Source organism: Deinococcus sedimenti, assembly GCF_014648135.1.
Classification (GTDB): domain Bacteria; phylum Deinococcota; class Deinococci; order Deinococcales; family Deinococcaceae; genus Deinococcus; species Deinococcus sedimenti.
In genome coordinates this window covers 1297438-1313633 of the sequence record NZ_BMQN01000001.1, presented here as the reverse complement: position 1 = coordinate 1313633, position 16196 = coordinate 1297438, and the positions used below count along the sequence as shown (strand labels likewise).

The 16196-nt window shown below is 69.9% G+C and carries 18 protein-coding genes; 7 read left to right on the top strand and 11 right to left on the bottom strand.

All coding sequences use genetic code 11. From position 1 onward, the window contains the following. Positions 1–78 precede the first annotated feature (78 nt). Together IEY69_RS06475 and IEY69_RS06470 are read left to right on the top strand one after the other, a co-directional pair. A complete protein-coding gene (locus IEY69_RS06475) occupies positions 79–381 on the top strand; it encodes a hypothetical protein (protein ID WP_189072239.1) in 303 nt (100 codons plus the stop codon). A gap of 192 nt (positions 382–573) precedes the next feature. After that, the gene (locus tag IEY69_RS06470) at positions 574–1161 is read left to right on the top strand and encodes a phosphate signaling complex PhoU family protein (RefSeq protein ID WP_174369029.1); all 588 of its coding nucleotides are present in this window, start codon (positions 574–576) and stop codon (positions 1159–1161) included. Between the two features lie 66 nt (positions 1162–1227). On the opposite strand, the gene IEY69_RS06465 is transcribed toward IEY69_RS06470, so the two are convergent. The 5 genes from IEY69_RS06465 to IEY69_RS06445 all read right to left on the bottom strand — a co-directional run bounded on the left by IEY69_RS06465 (position 1228) and on the right by IEY69_RS06445 (position 5968). After that, the gene (locus IEY69_RS06465; protein WP_189072238.1) at positions 1228–2355 is read right to left on the bottom strand and encodes an LLM class flavin-dependent oxidoreductase; all 1128 of its coding nucleotides are present in this window, start codon (positions 2353–2355) and stop codon (positions 1228–1230) included. Next, positions 2352–2801 carry a hypothetical protein gene (locus IEY69_RS06460; protein WP_189072237.1) on the bottom strand — a complete coding sequence of 150 codons (450 nt, stop codon included), beginning with the start codon at positions 2799–2801 and terminating at the stop codon, positions 2352–2354. The genes IEY69_RS06465 and IEY69_RS06460 overlap by 4 nt, the downstream gene beginning before the upstream one ends. Positions 2802–2809: 8 nt before the next feature. Then, on the bottom strand, positions 2810–3661 hold the full coding sequence (locus tag IEY69_RS06455; protein ID WP_189072236.1) for a carbohydrate ABC transporter permease: 852 nt from the start codon (positions 3659–3661) through the stop codon (positions 2810–2812). Then, positions 3658–4578, bottom strand: a complete 921-nt coding sequence (locus tag IEY69_RS06450) for a carbohydrate ABC transporter permease (RefSeq protein WP_189072235.1) — start codon at positions 4576–4578, stop codon at positions 3658–3660. Before IEY69_RS06450 ends, IEY69_RS06455 begins: the two co-directional genes overlap by 4 nt. 154 nt (positions 4579–4732) lie before the next feature. Beyond that, on the bottom strand, positions 4733–5968 hold the full coding sequence (locus tag IEY69_RS06445) for an ABC transporter substrate-binding protein (protein ID WP_189072234.1): 1236 nt from the start codon (positions 5966–5968) through the stop codon (positions 4733–4735). A gap of 192 nt (positions 5969–6160) precedes the next feature. On the opposite strand from IEY69_RS06445, the gene IEY69_RS06440 reads away from it, so the two are divergent. After that, the gene (locus IEY69_RS06440; RefSeq protein ID WP_189072404.1) at positions 6161–7930 is read left to right on the top strand and encodes a M3 family oligoendopeptidase; all 1770 of its coding nucleotides are present in this window, start codon (positions 6161–6163) and stop codon (positions 7928–7930) included. 83 nt (positions 7931–8013) lie between these two features. Here the strand turns inward: IEY69_RS06440 and IEY69_RS06435 are convergent, their stop codons facing one another. Genes IEY69_RS06435 through IEY69_RS06425 form a run of 3 tightly spaced genes read right to left on the bottom strand, consistent with a single transcriptional unit; the run spans position 8014 to position 11561 of the window. After that, positions 8014–9624, bottom strand: a complete 1611-nt coding sequence (locus tag IEY69_RS06435) for a S49 family peptidase (RefSeq protein ID WP_189072233.1) — start codon at positions 9622–9624, stop codon at positions 8014–8016. Positions 9625–9664: 40 nt separating this feature from the next. Continuing rightward, positions 9665–11185, bottom strand: coding sequence for an N-acetylmuramoyl-L-alanine amidase (locus IEY69_RS06430; protein WP_189072232.1), 1521 nt, complete (start codon positions 11183–11185; stop codon positions 9665–9667). Continuing rightward, entirely contained in the window at positions 11178–11561 is a 384-nt protein-coding gene (locus IEY69_RS06425; RefSeq protein WP_189072231.1) for a BlaI/MecI/CopY family transcriptional regulator, read from the bottom strand. Before IEY69_RS06425 ends, IEY69_RS06430 begins: the two co-directional genes overlap by 8 nt. Positions 11562–11806: 245 nt before the next feature. Here IEY69_RS06425 and rbfA point away from each other — a divergent pair, with 245 nt between their 5' ends. From rbfA to IEY69_RS06410, 3 genes are read left to right on the top strand one after another with little or no spacing between them, the layout of a single operon-like run. Beyond that, the gene (gene rbfA, locus IEY69_RS06420) at positions 11807–12097 is read left to right on the top strand and encodes a 30S ribosome-binding factor RbfA (protein WP_189072230.1); all 291 of its coding nucleotides are present in this window, start codon (positions 11807–11809) and stop codon (positions 12095–12097) included. Then, a complete protein-coding gene (locus IEY69_RS06415; RefSeq protein ID WP_268243849.1) occupies positions 12094–12543 on the top strand; it encodes an acyl-CoA thioesterase in 450 nt (149 codons plus the stop codon). Before rbfA ends, IEY69_RS06415 begins: the two co-directional genes overlap by 4 nt. Further along, complete coding sequence (locus IEY69_RS06410) at positions 12540–13016, top strand: NUDIX domain-containing protein (RefSeq protein ID WP_062157810.1); 477 nt, start codon at positions 12540–12542, stop codon at positions 13014–13016. Before IEY69_RS06415 ends, IEY69_RS06410 begins: the two co-directional genes overlap by 4 nt. A 57-nt stretch (positions 13017–13073) precedes the next feature. Here IEY69_RS06410 and IEY69_RS06405 read toward each other — a convergent pair whose 3' ends face one another. Continuing rightward, positions 13074–13727 carry a c-type cytochrome gene (locus IEY69_RS06405; protein ID WP_189072229.1) on the bottom strand — a complete coding sequence of 218 codons (654 nt, stop codon included), beginning with the start codon at positions 13725–13727 and terminating at the stop codon, positions 13074–13076. Between the two features lie 100 nt (positions 13728–13827). On the opposite strand from IEY69_RS06405, the gene IEY69_RS06400 reads away from it, so the two are divergent. Beyond that, positions 13828–14562, top strand: coding sequence for a helical backbone metal receptor (locus IEY69_RS06400; RefSeq protein WP_189072402.1), 735 nt, complete (start codon positions 13828–13830; stop codon positions 14560–14562). 50 nt (positions 14563–14612) lie between these two features. On the opposite strand, the gene IEY69_RS06395 is transcribed toward IEY69_RS06400, so the two are convergent. Together IEY69_RS06395 and IEY69_RS06390 are read right to left on the bottom strand one after the other, a co-directional pair. Continuing rightward, positions 14613–15356 carry a chlorite dismutase family protein gene (locus IEY69_RS06395; protein ID WP_229783701.1) on the bottom strand — a complete coding sequence of 248 codons (744 nt, stop codon included), beginning with the start codon at positions 15354–15356 and terminating at the stop codon, positions 14613–14615. A 259-nt stretch (positions 15357–15615) separates the two neighbouring features. After that, on the bottom strand, positions 15616–16191 hold the full coding sequence (locus IEY69_RS06390; RefSeq protein ID WP_229783679.1) for a hypothetical protein: 576 nt from the start codon (positions 16189–16191) through the stop codon (positions 15616–15618). Positions 16192–16196 lie beyond the last annotated feature (5 nt).

The window sequence follows — 16196 nt, the reverse complement described above, 5'->3', positions numbered from 1 at the left end:
ATGGTCAGCCCTGGCCCCGCAGGCGCACCCTGGAGGCATCACCGGCCACCCCGGCCGCGCCCCCGACGAGGTCCCCACATGACTGCCACCCTGCGCCCCACGGCCCGCTTCCCCCTCACGCCCGACCTCCAGCCCCTCGCCCGGCAGGCTGACCCCACTGCGCCCCTGTACAGCCTGCCCATGTACAGCGTGGAGGTCATCGCCCCCGGCGGACGCGCCCCGCAGCTGGACGGCTGGACCGTGCAGAGCTGGCCCGTCGCCAGCCTCGGCGACCTGACCCTCCAGGCCCGCCCCCATCACGCCGCCACCCCCGATGACCTGCGTGCCGCGCTGACCCGCGCCGGGTTCACGCCCCTGGGACCCGTCCGCGCCCACCGCTGACCACCCGCCCCTCCACCCCCACCATCAGGGGAGGTCCGCATCGGTGAACGCCCCGTCACGCCCGCCTTGACCACCTCATCACAACGCGGCAGGATACTGGGCGGCATGGACGGCGGCGCACCCCCCACCCCCCACCCGACCGGCGCACCCGCGACCGGCCCGGTGGCCACCATCACCGCGCGCTTCCTGCGGATGCTCAGCATCACCCTCGAACAGCTCGACGCCGTACGCGACGCGAACGAACGCGCCGAATTCGCCGGACTCACCGCCCGCGCCGAACGCCTCGAAGCCGAAACCGACGCGCTGGAACGCGAACTGGAGGACCTGTGCCTCCAGGCCTTCAGCACCCCGCTGACCGAGGACGACCTCGCGTTCAACCTGATGGTGTTCCGCAGCCTGACGAACCTGGAACGCGTCGGCGACTACGCCTTCAACGTCGCCCGCGACCTGGAAACCATCGCGCCCCGCACCCGCAGCGCCACCGTGCAGGACGCCCTGCCCCTCGTGCGCCTCCTGACGCAGATGCTCGAACGGCTCTCGTACGCCTTCGCGGAACGCGACCTGCACGCCGCGCGCGACGTCATGCGCCTCGACTTCGAACAGGTGGACGCGCTGTACGAACAGATGCAGCGCGCCAGCCTCACCCGCCTCCTCGAACGACCCGAGGACACCGACGTCGCCCTGACCGCCGGCCGCATGGCCCGCAACCTCGAACGGCTCGGCGATCACCTCGTGAACGTCGCCGAACGCCTCGAACACGTCATCCTGCGCGCCAGCTGAACCCGGCGGGCGCGGCCCGCCACCCCCCACCCGACCTCCCCCTCAAGGGGGGAGGAGCAGGTCAGGTCAGGCGACCGGCGCGACCTTGTCCGTATGAATCGCGCGTTCCTCCCGCGCGGTGCCCTTCAGGAGCGGCATGACCAGTTCCCCGAAACGGCGCGCTTCCTCCAGGTGCGGGTAGCCACTGAAGATGAACGAGCTGAAACCCATGTCCTCGTACCGGCGGATCTTCGCGGCCACCTGCTGCGGATCGCCGACGATGGCGACGCCCACGCCGCTGCGGGCCATGCCCACGCCCGCCCACAGGCCCGGTTCGACCATCAGGTCCCCGTCCAGGTCCCTGATCATGTCGATCTGCCGTTTCTGGCCCACGCCGTCCACGTGCGCGTGACTCGCCACGAACGCCGCCCGCACCTCCGGATCCACGCGGCTGATCAGGCGCTCGGCGGCCTCGCGGGCCTCGGCTTCCGTCTCGCGGACGATCACGTGCGTGCGCAGCCCGTAGCGCAGCGGGCGGCCCGTCTTCGCCTCCAGCGCCCGCATCTGCGCCAGCCGCTCGGCGAGCATGTCCTCCCGCTCGCCCCACATCAGGTACACGTCCGCCAGGTCCGCCGCGATCCCCTGCGCCACCGGGGACGCCCCGCCGAAGTACAGCGGGATCGGCTGCACGGGCGCCGGGTCCAGCACCGCGTTCTCGAACGAGTACAGGTCGCTGCTGAACGACTGCGGCGGCGGCGCCGTCCACAGCTGCCGCAGGATCTGCATGAACTCCCGCGTCCGCTCGTAGCGCCTGCCGTGATCCTCGCGGTCGCCGTACATGGCGTTCTCGGCGGGGCTGCTGCCGGTCACGATGTTCACCCGCACCCGCCCAGGGAACAGGTTCTGCAGCGTCGCGAGCATCTTCGCGTACATCGCCGGGTGGAACATCCCCGGCCGCACCGCGATCAGCAGCGCCGGATCGGTCGGCGCGCTGCGCGCCAGGGCCGCCACCGCCGCCGTGTAGTTCTCGTGCTCACTGTGATAGTTCGTGGCGGTCAGCAGCGCCTCGAACCCCGCCTCGCCCGCCGTGCTGATCAGCGACTGCAGGTACGCCAGGGTCGGCTTACGCGGCGGTTTCTCCTTTGTCCCGATGAACTCGCCGTCACGCGACAGCTGAAGAAACCACAGGAATTCGGACTGGGACGGTTCGGTCATGCGGGGCCTCCTGCCAGGGTCTGCCAGACGTAGACGGTGGGGCCGTACTCGACAGGCTCGGTGGCGTAGTGGAACTCGAATTGACGTGTGGGATGCTGCTCGCTCAGCGCGGCCTTCCAAGTGCGCAGGAGCACCTGAGCCAGGTACTCGTAGGCTTCTAGAGGTGCCTCGTCGTGTGAGGGCAGCAGATCGTAGATGTGGACGTGATTCAGGACGCTCTCGATGGCTTGCCGATTGTGGCCGGTGCTCTCCTTCCATTGGCGGAAATTCTCCAGATCAAAGCGATCTTCGCGGATGATGTGGTCCTCGAATTCAATGAAACGGGGCCAGAGGATGGCACTTAGCGCGACGGCGTGGAGAATATTTCCCTCGTTTGAGAGGAGATCCGTCGCTCTGGACGTCCACGAGCCCAGCGCCGTGAGAAGCTGAGCCGAATCGGGCAGCACACCCTCACTCATGCCTTCACGCCGCCGGCGGTGAGGCCCGCGACGAAGCGGCGCTGGAAGATGGCGATCAGCAGCACGAGGGGAACGGTGGCGACGACGACAGCGGCGGCGATCAGCGGCCAGGGGAACGCGAATTCGCCCTGGTAGAGGGTCACGCCGACGGACACGGTGCGCATGGACAGTTTGGTGTTGAAGCTCAGGGCGAGCAGGAATTCGTTCCAGGAGTTCACGAACACCAGCAGCGCGGCCGTGACGACGCCGGGTGTCGAGAGCGGCAGGACCACGCGGGTCAGTGCACCGACGCGGGTGGTGCCGTCCACCATGGCGGCCGCTTCGAGGTCGCGGGGGATGGCGCTGAAGAACGCCACGAGCGTCAGGATGCCGATGGGGAGGCTCAGAGCGGCGTAGGGGAGGATCAGCGCGGGGTAGGTGTTCAACAGGTTCGCGCCGCGCATCAGGCGGAACATGGGCACGAGCAGGCTGACGACCGGCAGCATGCTGAACGTCACGACGGCGGTCATGAGCAGCCCGCGTCCGCGCAGGTTCAATCGGGCCAGGGCGTACGCAGCGGGCACGGCGGCGGCGATGCACAGCACGGTGCTCAGGAGGCTGACAGTCAGGGAGTTCAGGAAGAACTGCGCGAACGGCTGCTCGCTGAACACCCGGGCGTAGTTGCTGAAGTCAAGCTTCGACGGGAGGTACTGCACCGGGAACTTCTGGAGTTCCCCCTCAGATTTCAGGCTGGTCAGGACCATCCAGATGAATGGGAAGAACCCGCCGACGATCAGGGCGGCCAGCGCGGCGGAGCGGCCGGCGCGCTGCGCGGGCGTGAGGCGCTGGGGACTGGTGTCGCGGCTCACGAGTTGCCTCCGTCCCGCACGAAGCGGACGTACACGGCGGTCACGGCGAGACTCAGCGCGAACAGCGCCACGCTGAGCGCGGCGGCGTACCCGAAGTCCAGGAATTCGATGCCCGTGCGGTAGATGTACACGCCGAGCGTCTCCAGCAGGCCCTGCGCGGGCGCCTGCTGGATGAACGTGTAGGGAATGTCGAAGACCTGCACGGCGCTGATGGTGCGGAAGATGAACGCCACGGCGAGGCTGGGGGCCAGCAGCGGCAGGATCACCCGGAAGAACGTCTGGGTGGGGGTCGCGCCGTCCACCTGCGCCGCCTCGATCATCTCCTTCGGGATGCCCTGGAGGCCGCCCAGGACGATCAGCGCGACGAAGGAACTCGTCTTCCAGACGATGGTGAGGACCATCGCCAGGACGCTCAGGCCGGGCGTGCTGAGCCAGCGCAGCGGCTCCTGAATGAAGCCCGCGCGGACCAGCAGGTCGTTGAACACCCCGTACTGCGCGTTGAACAGCCACGCGAAGATCAGGCCCGTAATGACCGGTGGCATCGCCCACGGCAGCAGCAGGGCCACGCGGGCCACGTCCCGCGCGCGGCTGGGCAGGTGCGCGGCGAGCGCCATGGGGACGCCCACCAGGAACGACCCGCCGACCGTCAGCACGCCGAAGAACAGCGTGTTGCGCAGCGCCGCGCCGAAGCGGGCGTCGCCGAGCATCTGCGCGTACTGCTTGACACCCACGAAGCCCGTGAGCCACGGTTCGGTCAGCTTGTTCAGGTACAGGCTGTCGCGGAAGGTGGTCAGCATCGGGAACAGCAGCACGCCCAGCAGCAGCGTCGCCGCCGGCAGCAGCAGGAAGAAGGCCAGCAGGCCCTCGCCGGGTTCACGGCGAACCCGGCGGGAAGGGGAATTCAGGGGTGGAGTCATACGGACTCCGATTGAATGGTCTGTAACAACCGTTCCATCCGAGCGGACGCGACTCGCAGAGCTGCCCCGCAGAGAGGGAGCGGTGAGGGTTCCGGGCGTGGAGTTGCCAGATCGGTGAAGTGCCGATCTGTCAAAGAAACAGACGGAATCCGAATCACTTCAGCAGGGGTTCCAGGTCACGCTTCATGTCGTTCAGCGCGGCGTCCACGCTCTTGCTGCCTGCGATGGCGGCGGAGACGTTGTTGCGGATGATCTCGCTGACGCGCGGGTAGGCGGGCGTGACGGGGCGCGGGCGGGCCTTCGTGACGATGGGGTACAGGGACTTGAAGTGCGGGTTGGCGGCCAGCACGGCCTTGTCGTTGTACAGGCTCTTGCGGACGGGCAGGTACGCGCCCTTGACGGCCATCTCGCGCTGCACGTCGTTGCTGGACATGAACTGCAGGAGTTTCACGGCCGTGGCCTTGTTGCGGCTGTAGGCGTTCAGGCCCCATTCCCAGCCGCCGGTGCAGGTGGCGCTGGCGTTCTTGCCGAAGGCGGGCAGGGCGGCGACGCCCACGTCGCCCTTGACCTTGGTGGGCTGGGGGCTGTTGCCCTGGAAGTGCGCCCAGGCGTAACTCCAGTTCAGGCCGAACAGGACGTTCCCGGCCTGGAACTGCTGGCGGGAGTCGTCGGTTTTCATCTCGGCGCTGGCGGCGGGGGCCAGTTTGGTCTTCACGGCGTTCACGAGGAAGCCCAGACCCTGCTTCGCGGCGGGGCTGGTGACGTCATTGACGCTGCCGCCGCCGGTCCAGGTCATCTCCAGGAAGTTGCACACGGTGCCCTCAATGGGCGCGCCCTGGAAGTTGAAGCCCTGCAGGGTGCCGCCTTCGGCCTTCTGGATGCGCGCGGCGGTCGCGGCGAGTTCCTCCCAGGTTTTGGGGACCTTGGCCTTGTACTTCTCCAGCAGGTCCTTGCGGTAGTACAGGAACTGCGAGTCGGTGAAGGCGGGCATGGCGTACAGCTTGCCGCTGACGCTGGCGGCGGCGACCGGGCCGGGCAGGAAGGCTTTCAGGTACGTGTCCTTGCTGGGCAGGTACGCGTCGAGCGGTTCGGCCCAGCCGGCGGCGGCAAAGGTGGCGGTGCGGACCACGTCGATCAGGAAGAGGTCGAGGGTGTTGTCCTTGGCGGCGAGCACGGTGGTCAGGTACTGGTTCTGCGCTTCGCTGGTGGCGCCGCCGGTCTCGATCTTGATCTTGACGTTGGGGTTCTGTCTCTCGAAGCGGTCGAAGATGGGCTGGAAGATCTCGGGGCGCTGCTGGCTGCCCATGAAGACGGTCAGGGTGGTGACGGCGTGGGCGCTGCCGAGTGCGGCGAGGGCCAGGGTGGCGGTCAGGGTGAGTCGAGTACGCATGGGAACCTCCGGAAAAAGTGGACTTGTTTTATCAACTAAAGACCTGCTGATCCAGTCGCGCGCGGCGACCCTGTCCAGACCAACGGAGAATGACCCCACCAGCATGGCACGCCGACCCCTACCCGCTGCGCCAATTGGCTTACCCGCTCCCCGGGGGGTCGCCGTACACTCGGAACCGTGACCACAACCGAGATGCCGCGCTGGCGCACCGACGACCTGTACGCCAGCCTGACCGACCCGCAACTGGACCAGGACCTGAGCGCCTTGGGCGAGGACGTGCAGGCCCTGGAAGCCCTGTTCGACACGCACGGCGTCCGCGCCGACTCGCCCGTCACGCCCAACGGCGTGGACGCGGTGCTGGGCGAACTGAACGCCGTCCTGACCCGCGCGGGCCGCGTGCGCGCCTTCGTGTACGCCTTCGTCACCACCGACAGCCGCGACGAGGCGGCGCAGGCCCGCATGGCCGCCCTGACCACCCTGACCCTGCCCCTCGGTCCGCTGGGTTCACGCCTGACCGCGTGGCTGGGCGGCCTAGACGACGCGGCCCTGACGCACCTGCTGGAAAACAGCGAGGTCGCCCGCGCGCACGAGCACCGCCTGCGCCGCGCCGCCGAACTCGCCCGCTACCAGATGACCCCGCCCGAGGAGGACCTCGCCGCGCGGCTGCACCCCGCCAGCGGCGGCGGCTGGGGCAAACTGCACGGCAACGTCTCCAGCACCCTGACCGGCGAGTACCGCGGCCAGACCCTGCCCGTCACGGCCCTGCGCGCCCTCGCCAGCGACCCCGACGCGCAGGTGCGCGAGGACGCCTACCACGCCGAGATCGCCGCCTGGAAGACCCAGGAGACCGTGTTCACCGCCTGCATGAACGGCGTCAAGGGCGAGGCGGGCACCCTCGCTACCCGGCGCGGCTTCACGGACGTCGTCGCGCCCAGCCTCCTGAGCAACGGCATCGACCGCGAGACGCTGGACGCCATGCAGGCCGCCGTCGTCCGCTCCCTGCCGGACTTCCGCCGGTACTTCCGCGCCAAGGCCCGCCACCTCGGCAAGACGCAACTGGACTGGTGGGACCTGTTCGCCCCAGTCGGCACCAGCGACACCCACTGGGACTACGCCGCCGGGGAGGCCTTCGTGGAACGCCAGTTCCGCGCGTACAGCCCCGCCCTGGGCGACTTCGCCGCCCGCGCGTTCCGGGAACGCTGGATCGACGCCGGACCCCGCGACGGCAAACGCAGCGGCGCGTTCTGCATGAAATGGTCCGGAGCCGACAGCCGCATCCTGATGAACCACGACCCCAGCCTCGACTCGGTCAGCACCCTGGCGCACGAACTGGGGCACGCGTACCACAACGTGCAACTCGCCCCGCTGGACCCCCTCCAGCAGGAGACGCCCATGACCCTCGCGGAAACCGCCAGCATCTTCTGCGAGACCATCATCCAGAACGCCGCCCTGGCCACCGCGCAGGGCGCCGAACACCTGTACGTCCTCGAAACGCAGCTGATGGGTCACGCGCAGGTCGTTGTGGACATCCACAGCCGCTTCCTGTTCGAGAAGGCCGTCTTCGAGCGCCGCGCGGGCGGCGACCTGAACCCCAGCGACCTGAACACCCTGATGGTCCAGGCGCAACGCGACACGTACGGCGACGCCCTGAACACCCCCCACCCCTACATGTGGGCCGTCAAACCCCACTACTATGGCCGCAGCTTCTACAACTACCCCTACACCTTCGGGCTGCTGTTCGGCCTGGGCCTGTACGCCCAGTACGAACAGGCCCGAGCCCAGGGGCAGGAGGCGGACTTCCAGGCCCGCTACGACGCGCTGCTGGCGGCCACCGGGCAGGCCACCCCGCTGGACCTCGCCGCGCGCTTCGGCATCGACCTGCACGCCCCGGACTTCTGGGAAGGCAGCCTGAACGTCATCCGCCGACAGATCGACGCGTACGAAGCCACGACGCAGGCGTAACCAGAGAGTGGACAGTGGGAAGTGGTGAGTGGGTCGGGGGTTTCGCCCTTCCACTCACCACTTTCCACTCACTACTGCCCGCGTCAGCGCACTTTGACGTCCTGATCGAACCACGTCAGCACGCGTTCACCGCCGAACGGCCAGACGGTCACGCGGGCGGCCCGCGCGGCCTCCTGCGCGAATTCCGGGAGGGGACCGTGGTTTTTCGGCGTGACGTTCCACGCGGGCGCGTCACTGGGGAGGCCCGCGAGTTCCCGCGCGCGCGCCAGGCCGGTGCGGAGGTCGCCCAGTTCGTCCACCAGCCCGCGGTCCAGGGCGTCCTGTCCGCTCCAGATGCGGCCGCGGCCCAGTTCGTTCACGCGCTCCTTGCTGAGGGTGCGGCCCTCGGCGACGCGGGTCGTGAAGCGGTCGTACACCTCCAGGATGCCCTTCTCGACGTGTTCACGCTCGTCGTCGCTGTAGGGGCGGGCCGCCGAGTACATCAGCGCGCGGTCGCGGCCCACCCGTTCGGGATTCAGGCCGTGACGGCGGTTGAATTCCGTCAGGACGGGCTTGCCGCTCACCACGCCGATGCTCCCGGTCAGCGTGTAGGGCGAGGCGACGATCTTCTTCGCGTGCGTGGCGACGTAGTACCCGCCGGACGCGGCGTACTCGCCCATCACGACCACGACCGGCTTCTCACTGGTGGCGACCTCGCGCCAGATCAGGTCACTGGCCAGGGCGCTGCCGCCCCCGCTGTTCACGTACAGCACGATCGCCTTCGTGGTCTTGTCCCCCTTGGCGCGGCGCAGCGCCGCCACGACCGTGTCCGACCCGGCCATCGGGCCGCCCAGCAGCGGCAGCGGCACGGGGTTGCTGCGGCTCTTGCCGGTGATGATCGCCCCGACGAGCGGCACGACCGCCACCCGCCCCGCCTTCGCCGCCTTCCCGGGCCGCGCGGGCAGCAGCAGGTCCGCGACCGCCGCGAACGGACGGCTGGCCGGGCCGATCAGTTCGTCCTCGTACGCGACCTTCGTGATCAGGCCCGCCTCCAGCGCCGCCTGCGCGCTCGTCAGGTCCGCCGCGAGCCACCCGGCCGCGACGTCCTCCGGGACGCCGCGCGCCGCCGCGAGGTCCCGCACCCACGCGCCCTCCAGGCCCGACAGGTACGCCTGCAACTGCTCGCGGTTGTGGTCGTCCATCCGCTCCTCGGAAAAGCGCGTCAGGGCGGCCTTGTACTCGCGGACACGCAGGTTCTCGAACTCGATCCCGCGCTTCTTCAGGAACTCACCCAGGAACGTGCTCTCGATCCCGAAACCGCTGACGTTCACCTCGGCGGACTCCGGCGACACCAGTTCCCCCGCGCCGCTCGCCGCGATCAGGGACAGCATGTTCAGCTGCGGCAGGTACGCCACCACCCGCTTCTCCCGCTGCAGGTCGGCCAGCAGCCCGCGGATCGCGTGCGCCGTCGCGGGAGACGCAGTGAACTCCCCGAACCGCACCAGCACCCCATGCAACCACGCCGCGCCCCGCAGCTTCTCGACGCGCGCCGCCAGGGCCTCCAGCGTCTCAGTGCGGCTCAGCAGCCCCGCCACGGGATTCGTCGGCTGACGCTCCGGGTAGGGGCCACTCAGGTCCAGCACCACCCACGTCGGGCGGGTCACGCCACCGGGCAGCGCGTCATCGGTCTTCAGGAACGGCAGTTTCAGGTTCATGCCCCACGGTACGCGCGCCCCCGCTGAGAAGTTCCGTGGGTCAGGGGTTCAGACTGCGCCGCACCGCCTGCGCCAGGGCGCGGCTCAGCTGCTGCCGGTACGCCGGGTCGCTCAGTTGCCGGGCGTCCTGGCGGTTCGTGGCGTGGCCGACGCTCAGGAGGGCCGCGGGCACCGGTGAGTTCACGAGTACGGAGTAAGTTCCCGGCTGCGGTCCGCTGACCCGGTCGCCGTTCACGCCGCTCAGGGCGGTCAGGAGTGCCTGCGCGAGGTCGGCAGACGCGCGACCCTGCGGCGCGCTGGTCGGCGCGACGTAGACACGCGCGCCGCGCTGCGAGGCGTCGGCAGAGGCGTCCAGGTGCAGGGAGAGCAGCAGCTGGGCCGCCGGGGTAGTGCGGCGCTGGCGGTCTTGCAGGCTGAGGGTCTGATCCTCCTGGCGGGTCATGATCACCCGGACGCCCAGTCGAGTCAGGTCGTCACGGAGTTGCCGGGCGAGCAGCAGGGTGACGTCCTTCTCGGTGACGAATCCCCTCACGCCGGCGTCCGTGCCGCCGTGGCCCGCGTCGATCACCACGGTTCCCAGGGGCACGGGTTGCGCCACGGCCACCGGCGGCAGCGTGGCGAGCAGGGAGATGGTCAGGGTGCCGAGAAACCAGTTCAGTCGTCGGGTCATGGAAACCTCCGGGGGAGAGAGCAGGGCCGTGACGCGGGTGGTCAGGTGACCCGGGCGGGCCGCGGCGGGCGTCAGCAGCGGCGCGGGTGCGGACGGAGCGTGCCGCGCCACCCGCAGCAGGGCGTCCGCGAGGACGCGGCGTCCGGTGTGGTGGGCCGCCCAGGCGTCGGCCTGTTCCTCGGCGGCCTGCCGCCACGCCCGGAACACCAGCCGGTTCAGGGGCTGAACCCACAGGGCAGTGGCCACGAAGCCCAGAGCGGCCGTCCAGGCCGGGTCGTGACGACGCAGGTGCGCGCACTCGTGGGCCAGTGCGGCGCGCAGCTGAGGTGGGGGCAGCCAGTCCTGAATCGGCCTGGGCAGCAGGATCGTGCGGTCGCCCAGCGCGCAGGGGCCGGGCACCGCCGCCCAGCAGAGCGTCACGCGGTGACTGCCCGGCAGGTCGCGCAGCAGGGTCACGATGGCCGGGTCGCGCACTGGTTCGCGCCGACGTGGCAGGTGCCGCCACGCGAGGCCGTACTGCAGGGCAGCCCAGATGACCCCGGAGCACAGCGCCGCCCATGCCCACGGCGTGAGGGGGGTGGCCGGGGCGGGCATCAGGAGCGGCGTGCGGGGTTCCGTGGGCGACGCGACTGGCGCGTGCGGCGGAGGGTGCGCCGCCGGACTGGACGCCGTCCGGTCGGCGGTCGTCACGAGGGGCGGCGTGGGCGGCTCGGCGCGCCCACTGACCGCAGGGGTGCTGGTGAGCAGGGCCGTCAGGATCGGCGCGAGCAGCGCCACCCTGAGCGAGGCGTCGCGCCACGCGGCGGGCGGCGGAGCGAACCGCAGCAGGAGGAGCAGGGGGCCGAGTGTGGCTGTGCTGTGCAGCAGGTACGTCAGCAGCCACTCAGTCATCACGGGACTCGTCCAGCAGGGCCTGGAGGCGCTCCAGTTCTGCCGGTGTGGTCTGCTCGTCATGCAGGGCTGCCGTGAAGAGCCGCAGCGCCGACCCGTCGAAGACGCGGCGGATCAGGTCGCTGACGGCGCGGCGTTCCACCTCGTCCCGGGTGACGGTGGCGGCGTAGACGTGAGCGTGCTGGTCGGTCCGACTGTGAACGTACCCCTTGTCGAGCATGCCCTGGAGGTTGCTCTGAACCGACGTGTACGCGGGCCTGGGCCGCAGGTGGATGAGCTGGTGCAGTTGCCGCACTGTGCTGGGGCCATGTTCCCAGAGCAGTTTCAGCAGGGTGAGTTCGCGTTCTGTGGGGCCTGGGTGGGGTGGTCGTGCCATGTTCGCCTCCTGGCCCCAAGTCTATCCGAGTTTGCTCGGAGAATCTACGATTTAACTCGGATAGGTTGTGGGGCAGGCGTGCCCTGACTCGAACCCACACCCGGAACCCGCTGCGCGGCCAGGCGTGACCGCACCGTGCCCGGGCCGTGACCGCAGGGCGCATGAAGGTCAGGGTGGACCCGGATGCCGTAGCATGCCGGGATGCCAGTCCCCACCCCCCACCCCCTCGACGGCCGGAGCGGCGCGTGAAACCCGAACAGATCCAGTCGCAGTTGACCCGCGTGATCAGCGACGCCATCGGTGGCCTGCGCGACCCGCGCGTGCCCATGATCGTCACCGTCGAGCGCGTGACCGTCACCGCCGACTACTCCCTGGCGCGCGTGTACGTGAGCGCCATGACCGGCGACATGGAGGAACTTCTGGACGCCCTGCGCGGCGCGCGCGGGTACCTGCAGCGGCAGGTGGCGGATCAGGTGAAGCTGCGCCGCACGCCCGTGCTGGAATTCCACGACGCCAGCGACCGTCCCCCCCTGTGACCGCGCCTGAAACCGGCTCGGAGGGCGCGCCCTGGCCGCCCACCGTCATCCGCGTGCGGTACGCCGAGACGGACGCGATGGGCGTCGCGCACCACGCCACGTACCCCGTGTGGTTCGAGGTGGCCCGCACCGACCTGATGCACCACCTGGGCCTCCCGTACCGCGAAGTCGAGGCGCGCGGGTACTACCTGATGCTCTCGGGCCTGAACGTCGAGTACCGCCGCGCCGCCCGGTACGACGACGAACTGCGGATCGTGGCGCGGCTGAGCAGCGTCCGCTCGCGCACCATGACCTTCACGTACGAGGTGCTGCGTGGCGAAGAACTCCTCGCGACGGGCGAGACCCGCCACATCGCCACCGACCAGACCTACCGCCCCGCGCGCCTGCCGGACGACGTCCTGAGCCTGCTGCAGGAACCGGGGCGCGCTAGACTGCCGGGCACATGAGCCACCTGTCGCGCACCCTGCCCCTGAAACGTGCCGCGCACGTGTACCTCGTCCGGGACGGGCACCTGCTGCTCGTCGAGGAACGCATGGACGACGGCAGCATCTTCTACGGCCTGCCCGGCGGCAAGGCCCTGCCCGGCGAGACCCTCGGGGACGCCGCCGTCCGTCAGGTGCTCGTCGAGACTGGCCTGACCGTCACGGACCTGATGTTCGTCAGCCTGCTCGAAGGCGAACTGCTGACCGGCACCCGCAACGAGTGCTACGCCATCTTCGGCCGCTTCACCGCCACCTTCCACGGCGAGATCGACCCCACCGACCCCGAGGTCGTCGGCGTGAAGTGGGTGCCGTTCGCGCAGGTGGAATCCCTGGTCCGCTACGGCCCACCTCCTGAGGTCGAGGAACGCAACCCGCTGATCTGGGTGCCCACCCGCGACTTCGTGCAGGGCCAGCCCCGCGCGTACTACCCCATCTGATCACGGAAAGTAGAGAGGTGGCCCCAGGAGTACTGGGGCCGCCTCAAACTGCGGTGTTCAGTTCAGGGTCTTGATGTACGCCTGGAGGTTCGCGATGTCGCTGTCCGTGATCTGCGCGTCGGTGAAGCGGGGCATCGTGGCGGCCAGTTCCTTCTCGGGCGTCTTGCCTTCACGCAGCGCCGTGGTGAACTCCGCCAGCGTCCAGTCCTTGGGGCCGTTCGCCGCCACGAGGCTCGGCCCGACCACACCCTGGCCGTTCGCGCCGTGGCACCCGGCGCAGCCCACAGCCGCGTAGGTCTTCTCGCCCGCGCTGGCGTCGCCCTGCGTCTCGGCGGCGGCCGCCGTCTCTGCCGGCTGCTCCCCGGTCGAGCCGGCCGTGTCGGTGTCGGTGGCACTCCCCTCAGTCGTGCTGGTCTGCTCCTCGCCGGTGGTGCCCTCTCCACTGGCGCTCACGGCGCCGTTCGCGCCCGCCTGCTCTCCACCTTCATTGGCGGCGGTCACGTCACCGGTGGTGCCGGCGGCGGCTTCCGCGCCCGTGGAGGCACTGTTCGGGCTGGGCGCTTCCTCACTGCCCATGGAAGGAGCCTTGGTTTCCTCGTGGCCTTTCTCTTCGCTGTGGTGGGGGGTGGTGGCGTTCTTGAACCCGACGATCGACCCACCGATGGTCAGGGCCAGCAGCAGCGCCATGGAAACGACGAACGTGTTCTTCATATACCCCCGAGCCTACCATACGGTCAGGGGGCGTTTGCCCGTGCCAGCGCGCACTTCCCTCTCACCTGACCCTCGTCCTACACTGCCGGGCATGCCCCCCATGCGACTGGCCAGCCTGACGTGCAGCAACACCGACATCCTGCACGCCCTGCACGCCACCGACCGGCTGGTCGCCGTGGACAGCCACAGCGACGCACCCGGCCTCGACCACGCCGCGCGGCTGGGACCGGACCTGAACATCGACGTGGACGCCCTGACCCGCGCCCGCCCGGATCTGGTGCTCGCCAGCCTGAGCGTGCCCGGTATGGAACGCGTCGTGCAGGCCGTGCAGGACGCCGGGCTGAACACCGTGATCCTCGACCCGACCAGCGTGCCGGGCACCGCCGCGACCATCCGGCAGGTGGGCACGCTGCTGGGCCTGCCCGAACGTGGCGAGGAGGTCGCCGCCGCGCTGGAGGCCGAACTGGCCGCCCTGCACCGCCCCAGCCTGACCCCCAGACGTGTGCTGGTCGAGTGGTGGCCGAAACCCATCATCGCCGCCACCCGCGACTCCTGGGTGACGGACCTGCTGACCAGCCTGGGCGCCGTGAACGCCCTGGCCGAGCGGGCAGGTCGCAGCAGCCCGCTGACGCTGGACGAGGTCCGCGCCGCCCGTCCGGACCTGATCGTCTGCTCATGGTGCGGTGCGAAGAAACTGCGCCCCGAGGTCATCGAGGCGCGCGGCCTGGGCGTCCCGGTCGTCGCCGTGCCCGAGAGCGGCTTAGGCCGCCCCGGCCCCCGCCTCATCGAGGGCGCCCGGCAGATCCGCGCCGCCCTGGACGCGCTGAGCAGCTGACGGCAGCAGAAGGGGAGAGGCCACCCGACCTCCCCCCGGATCACCCGCGTTTATGCGAGGTCGTCGAGCGTCTCCTGCAGGTCCTTTTTCACGCAGGTGAACATCGGGGTGTCCTGCAGCGTGTAGTTGCTCGCCTCGGTGTAGCGCAGGCGGTGCACGAGGTCCACGAATTCCTGCGGGTAGTCGCTGTCGAAGCTGACCACGAACTCCTGATCGTCGATGCCGTAGGAGTAGCTGGTGTTGATGCGCACGCCCTTGAACGGTTCGGAGGCGTAGATGTGCTCGTCCATCATGCCCTGGCGGGCGTGAGGGGTCAGGTCGTACCACGCGCGGGTCTTGATGAACGGGTAGATGAACAGGTAGCGGCCCTGGCCGGGCAGGATTTCCAGCCCGTGCCCGCTGCCCTCGACGCGGTTCACGTACTGGCTGCGTTTGTTCATGCTGGTGTACGTGTACGGCTGGGTCAGGTAGCCCATCAGGCGGGTGCGGTTCAGGCGGGCCTGGGCGTCCTGGAAGTCGCGGACGTCGAAGGCCATGCGCCAGATCATGAAGTCCACGTCGCCGCGCACGCCGACCAGCGAGTAGCTGCGCTGGATGAGGCCCTTCGCGGCGGGCGCGTCGGCCTGCCACGCGTCGGCGGCGGCCATGAACTCGGCCTTGATCTCCTCGCGTTCGGCGTGCGGCAGGCGGCGGAAGGCGGGGTCGAGCTTGAAGAACGAGTAGTTCATGAACTGCCGCCCACCACGGTCGGGTTCACGCTGCGTGACCTGCCCGCTGGGGTCGAGGTCCACCATGCGTTTGCGGGCGGGGCGACCGGCGGGCGCACCCTGGCCCGGAGCACCCTGAGCAGGAGTTCCGTGGGCGGGTGCGGCGGGTTGGGCGTTCGATTCGGGTTGTTCGCTCATGGGATCACCGGGGCGCGCGGGGCGCCGAAGTCAGAGAGGAGTGGGGGAGAGGGTGCCCGCAGGCCCAGTGCGCGGGGCAGGTGGGGTGGGGGCGTTCGCGTTGAACTATCTCACCCGCCGCGCGGGGCGCATGACCCCGAACGACCGGTCAGGCAGGCCGCACGCGCGCAGCGGGGAACACCATCCGGAAGTCCGGCACCGCCACCGTCAGCAGCGGTCGCCGCTCCAGCAGCGCCGGGTGGAAGTCCCCGGCGATCACGCTCAGCCGCGCGGGCCGCACCCGACCGGCCGCCGAGACCGTCGTCAGCAGCGTTGCCCGGTCCCCGGCCTCCGGCAGGGGCGGTTGCGTCAGCGTCCGCCACGCGGCAGGCACCACCGCCGTCGTCACGGGCAGCGACGGCCCCCACGACCGCACGCTCAGGTGCGCCAGCAGCCGCCCGTCCTGCGTGACCCGCACCTGCTCACGCCCCGGCGCGCCCTCCCATGCGAAATCCGCCCGTGACTTGGGAATCGCCCAGTTCCGGCGGCCCCACACCACACTCGCCTGTGTGCTCACCACGATCCGCGTCACCTGCGGCGCGCCCGACAGGGACACCCACAGCAACTCGTCGTACGGCCCCACGCCGGACTGCGCGTAACGCACCAGCATCAACGCCCCCGCCTCCCGGCACCCGTACACGGCGACCACGCCCCGACCCGACAAGTTCCACGGTGCTCCCGTCACGCCCG

Excerpts from the sequence above, each read along its gene's own strand:
- IEY69_RS06475 (WP_189072239.1), top strand. The coding sequence starts at position 79 with ATGACTGCCACCCTGCGCCCCACGGCCCGCTTCCCCCTCACGCCCGAC.
- IEY69_RS06470 (WP_174369029.1), top strand. The coding sequence starts at position 574 with ATGCTCAGCATCACCCTCGAACAGCTCGACGCCGTACGCGACGCGAAC.
- IEY69_RS06465 (WP_189072238.1), bottom strand. The coding sequence starts at position 2,355 with ATGACCGAACCGTCCCAGTCCGAATTCCTGTGGTTTCTTCAGCTGTCG.
- IEY69_RS06450 (WP_189072235.1), bottom strand. The coding sequence starts at position 4,578 with ATGACTCCACCCCTGAATTCCCCTTCCCGCCGGGTTCGCCGTGAACCC.
- IEY69_RS06445 (WP_189072234.1), bottom strand. The coding sequence starts at position 5,968 with ATGCGTACTCGACTCACCCTGACCGCCACCCTGGCCCTCGCCGCACTC.
- IEY69_RS06440 (WP_189072404.1), top strand. The coding sequence starts at position 6,161 with ATGCCGCGCTGGCGCACCGACGACCTGTACGCCAGCCTGACCGACCCG.
- IEY69_RS06435 (WP_189072233.1), bottom strand. The coding sequence starts at position 9,624 with ATGAACCTGAAACTGCCGTTCCTGAAGACCGATGACGCGCTGCCCGGT.
- IEY69_RS06430 (WP_189072232.1), bottom strand. The coding sequence starts at position 11,185 with ATGACTGAGTGGCTGCTGACGTACCTGCTGCACAGCACAGCCACACTC.
- IEY69_RS06425 (WP_189072231.1), bottom strand. The coding sequence starts at position 11,561 with ATGGCACGACCACCCCACCCAGGCCCCACAGAACGCGAACTCACCCTG.
- IEY69_RS06410 (WP_062157810.1), top strand. The coding sequence starts at position 12,540 with ATGAGCCACCTGTCGCGCACCCTGCCCCTGAAACGTGCCGCGCACGTG.
- IEY69_RS06405 (WP_189072229.1), bottom strand. The coding sequence starts at position 13,727 with ATGAAGAACACGTTCGTCGTTTCCATGGCGCTGCTGCTGGCCCTGACC.
- IEY69_RS06400 (WP_189072402.1), top strand. The coding sequence starts at position 13,828 with ATGCGACTGGCCAGCCTGACGTGCAGCAACACCGACATCCTGCACGCC.
- IEY69_RS06395 (WP_229783701.1), bottom strand. The coding sequence starts at position 15,356 with ATGGTGGACCTCGACCCCAGCGGGCAGGTCACGCAGCGTGAACCCGAC.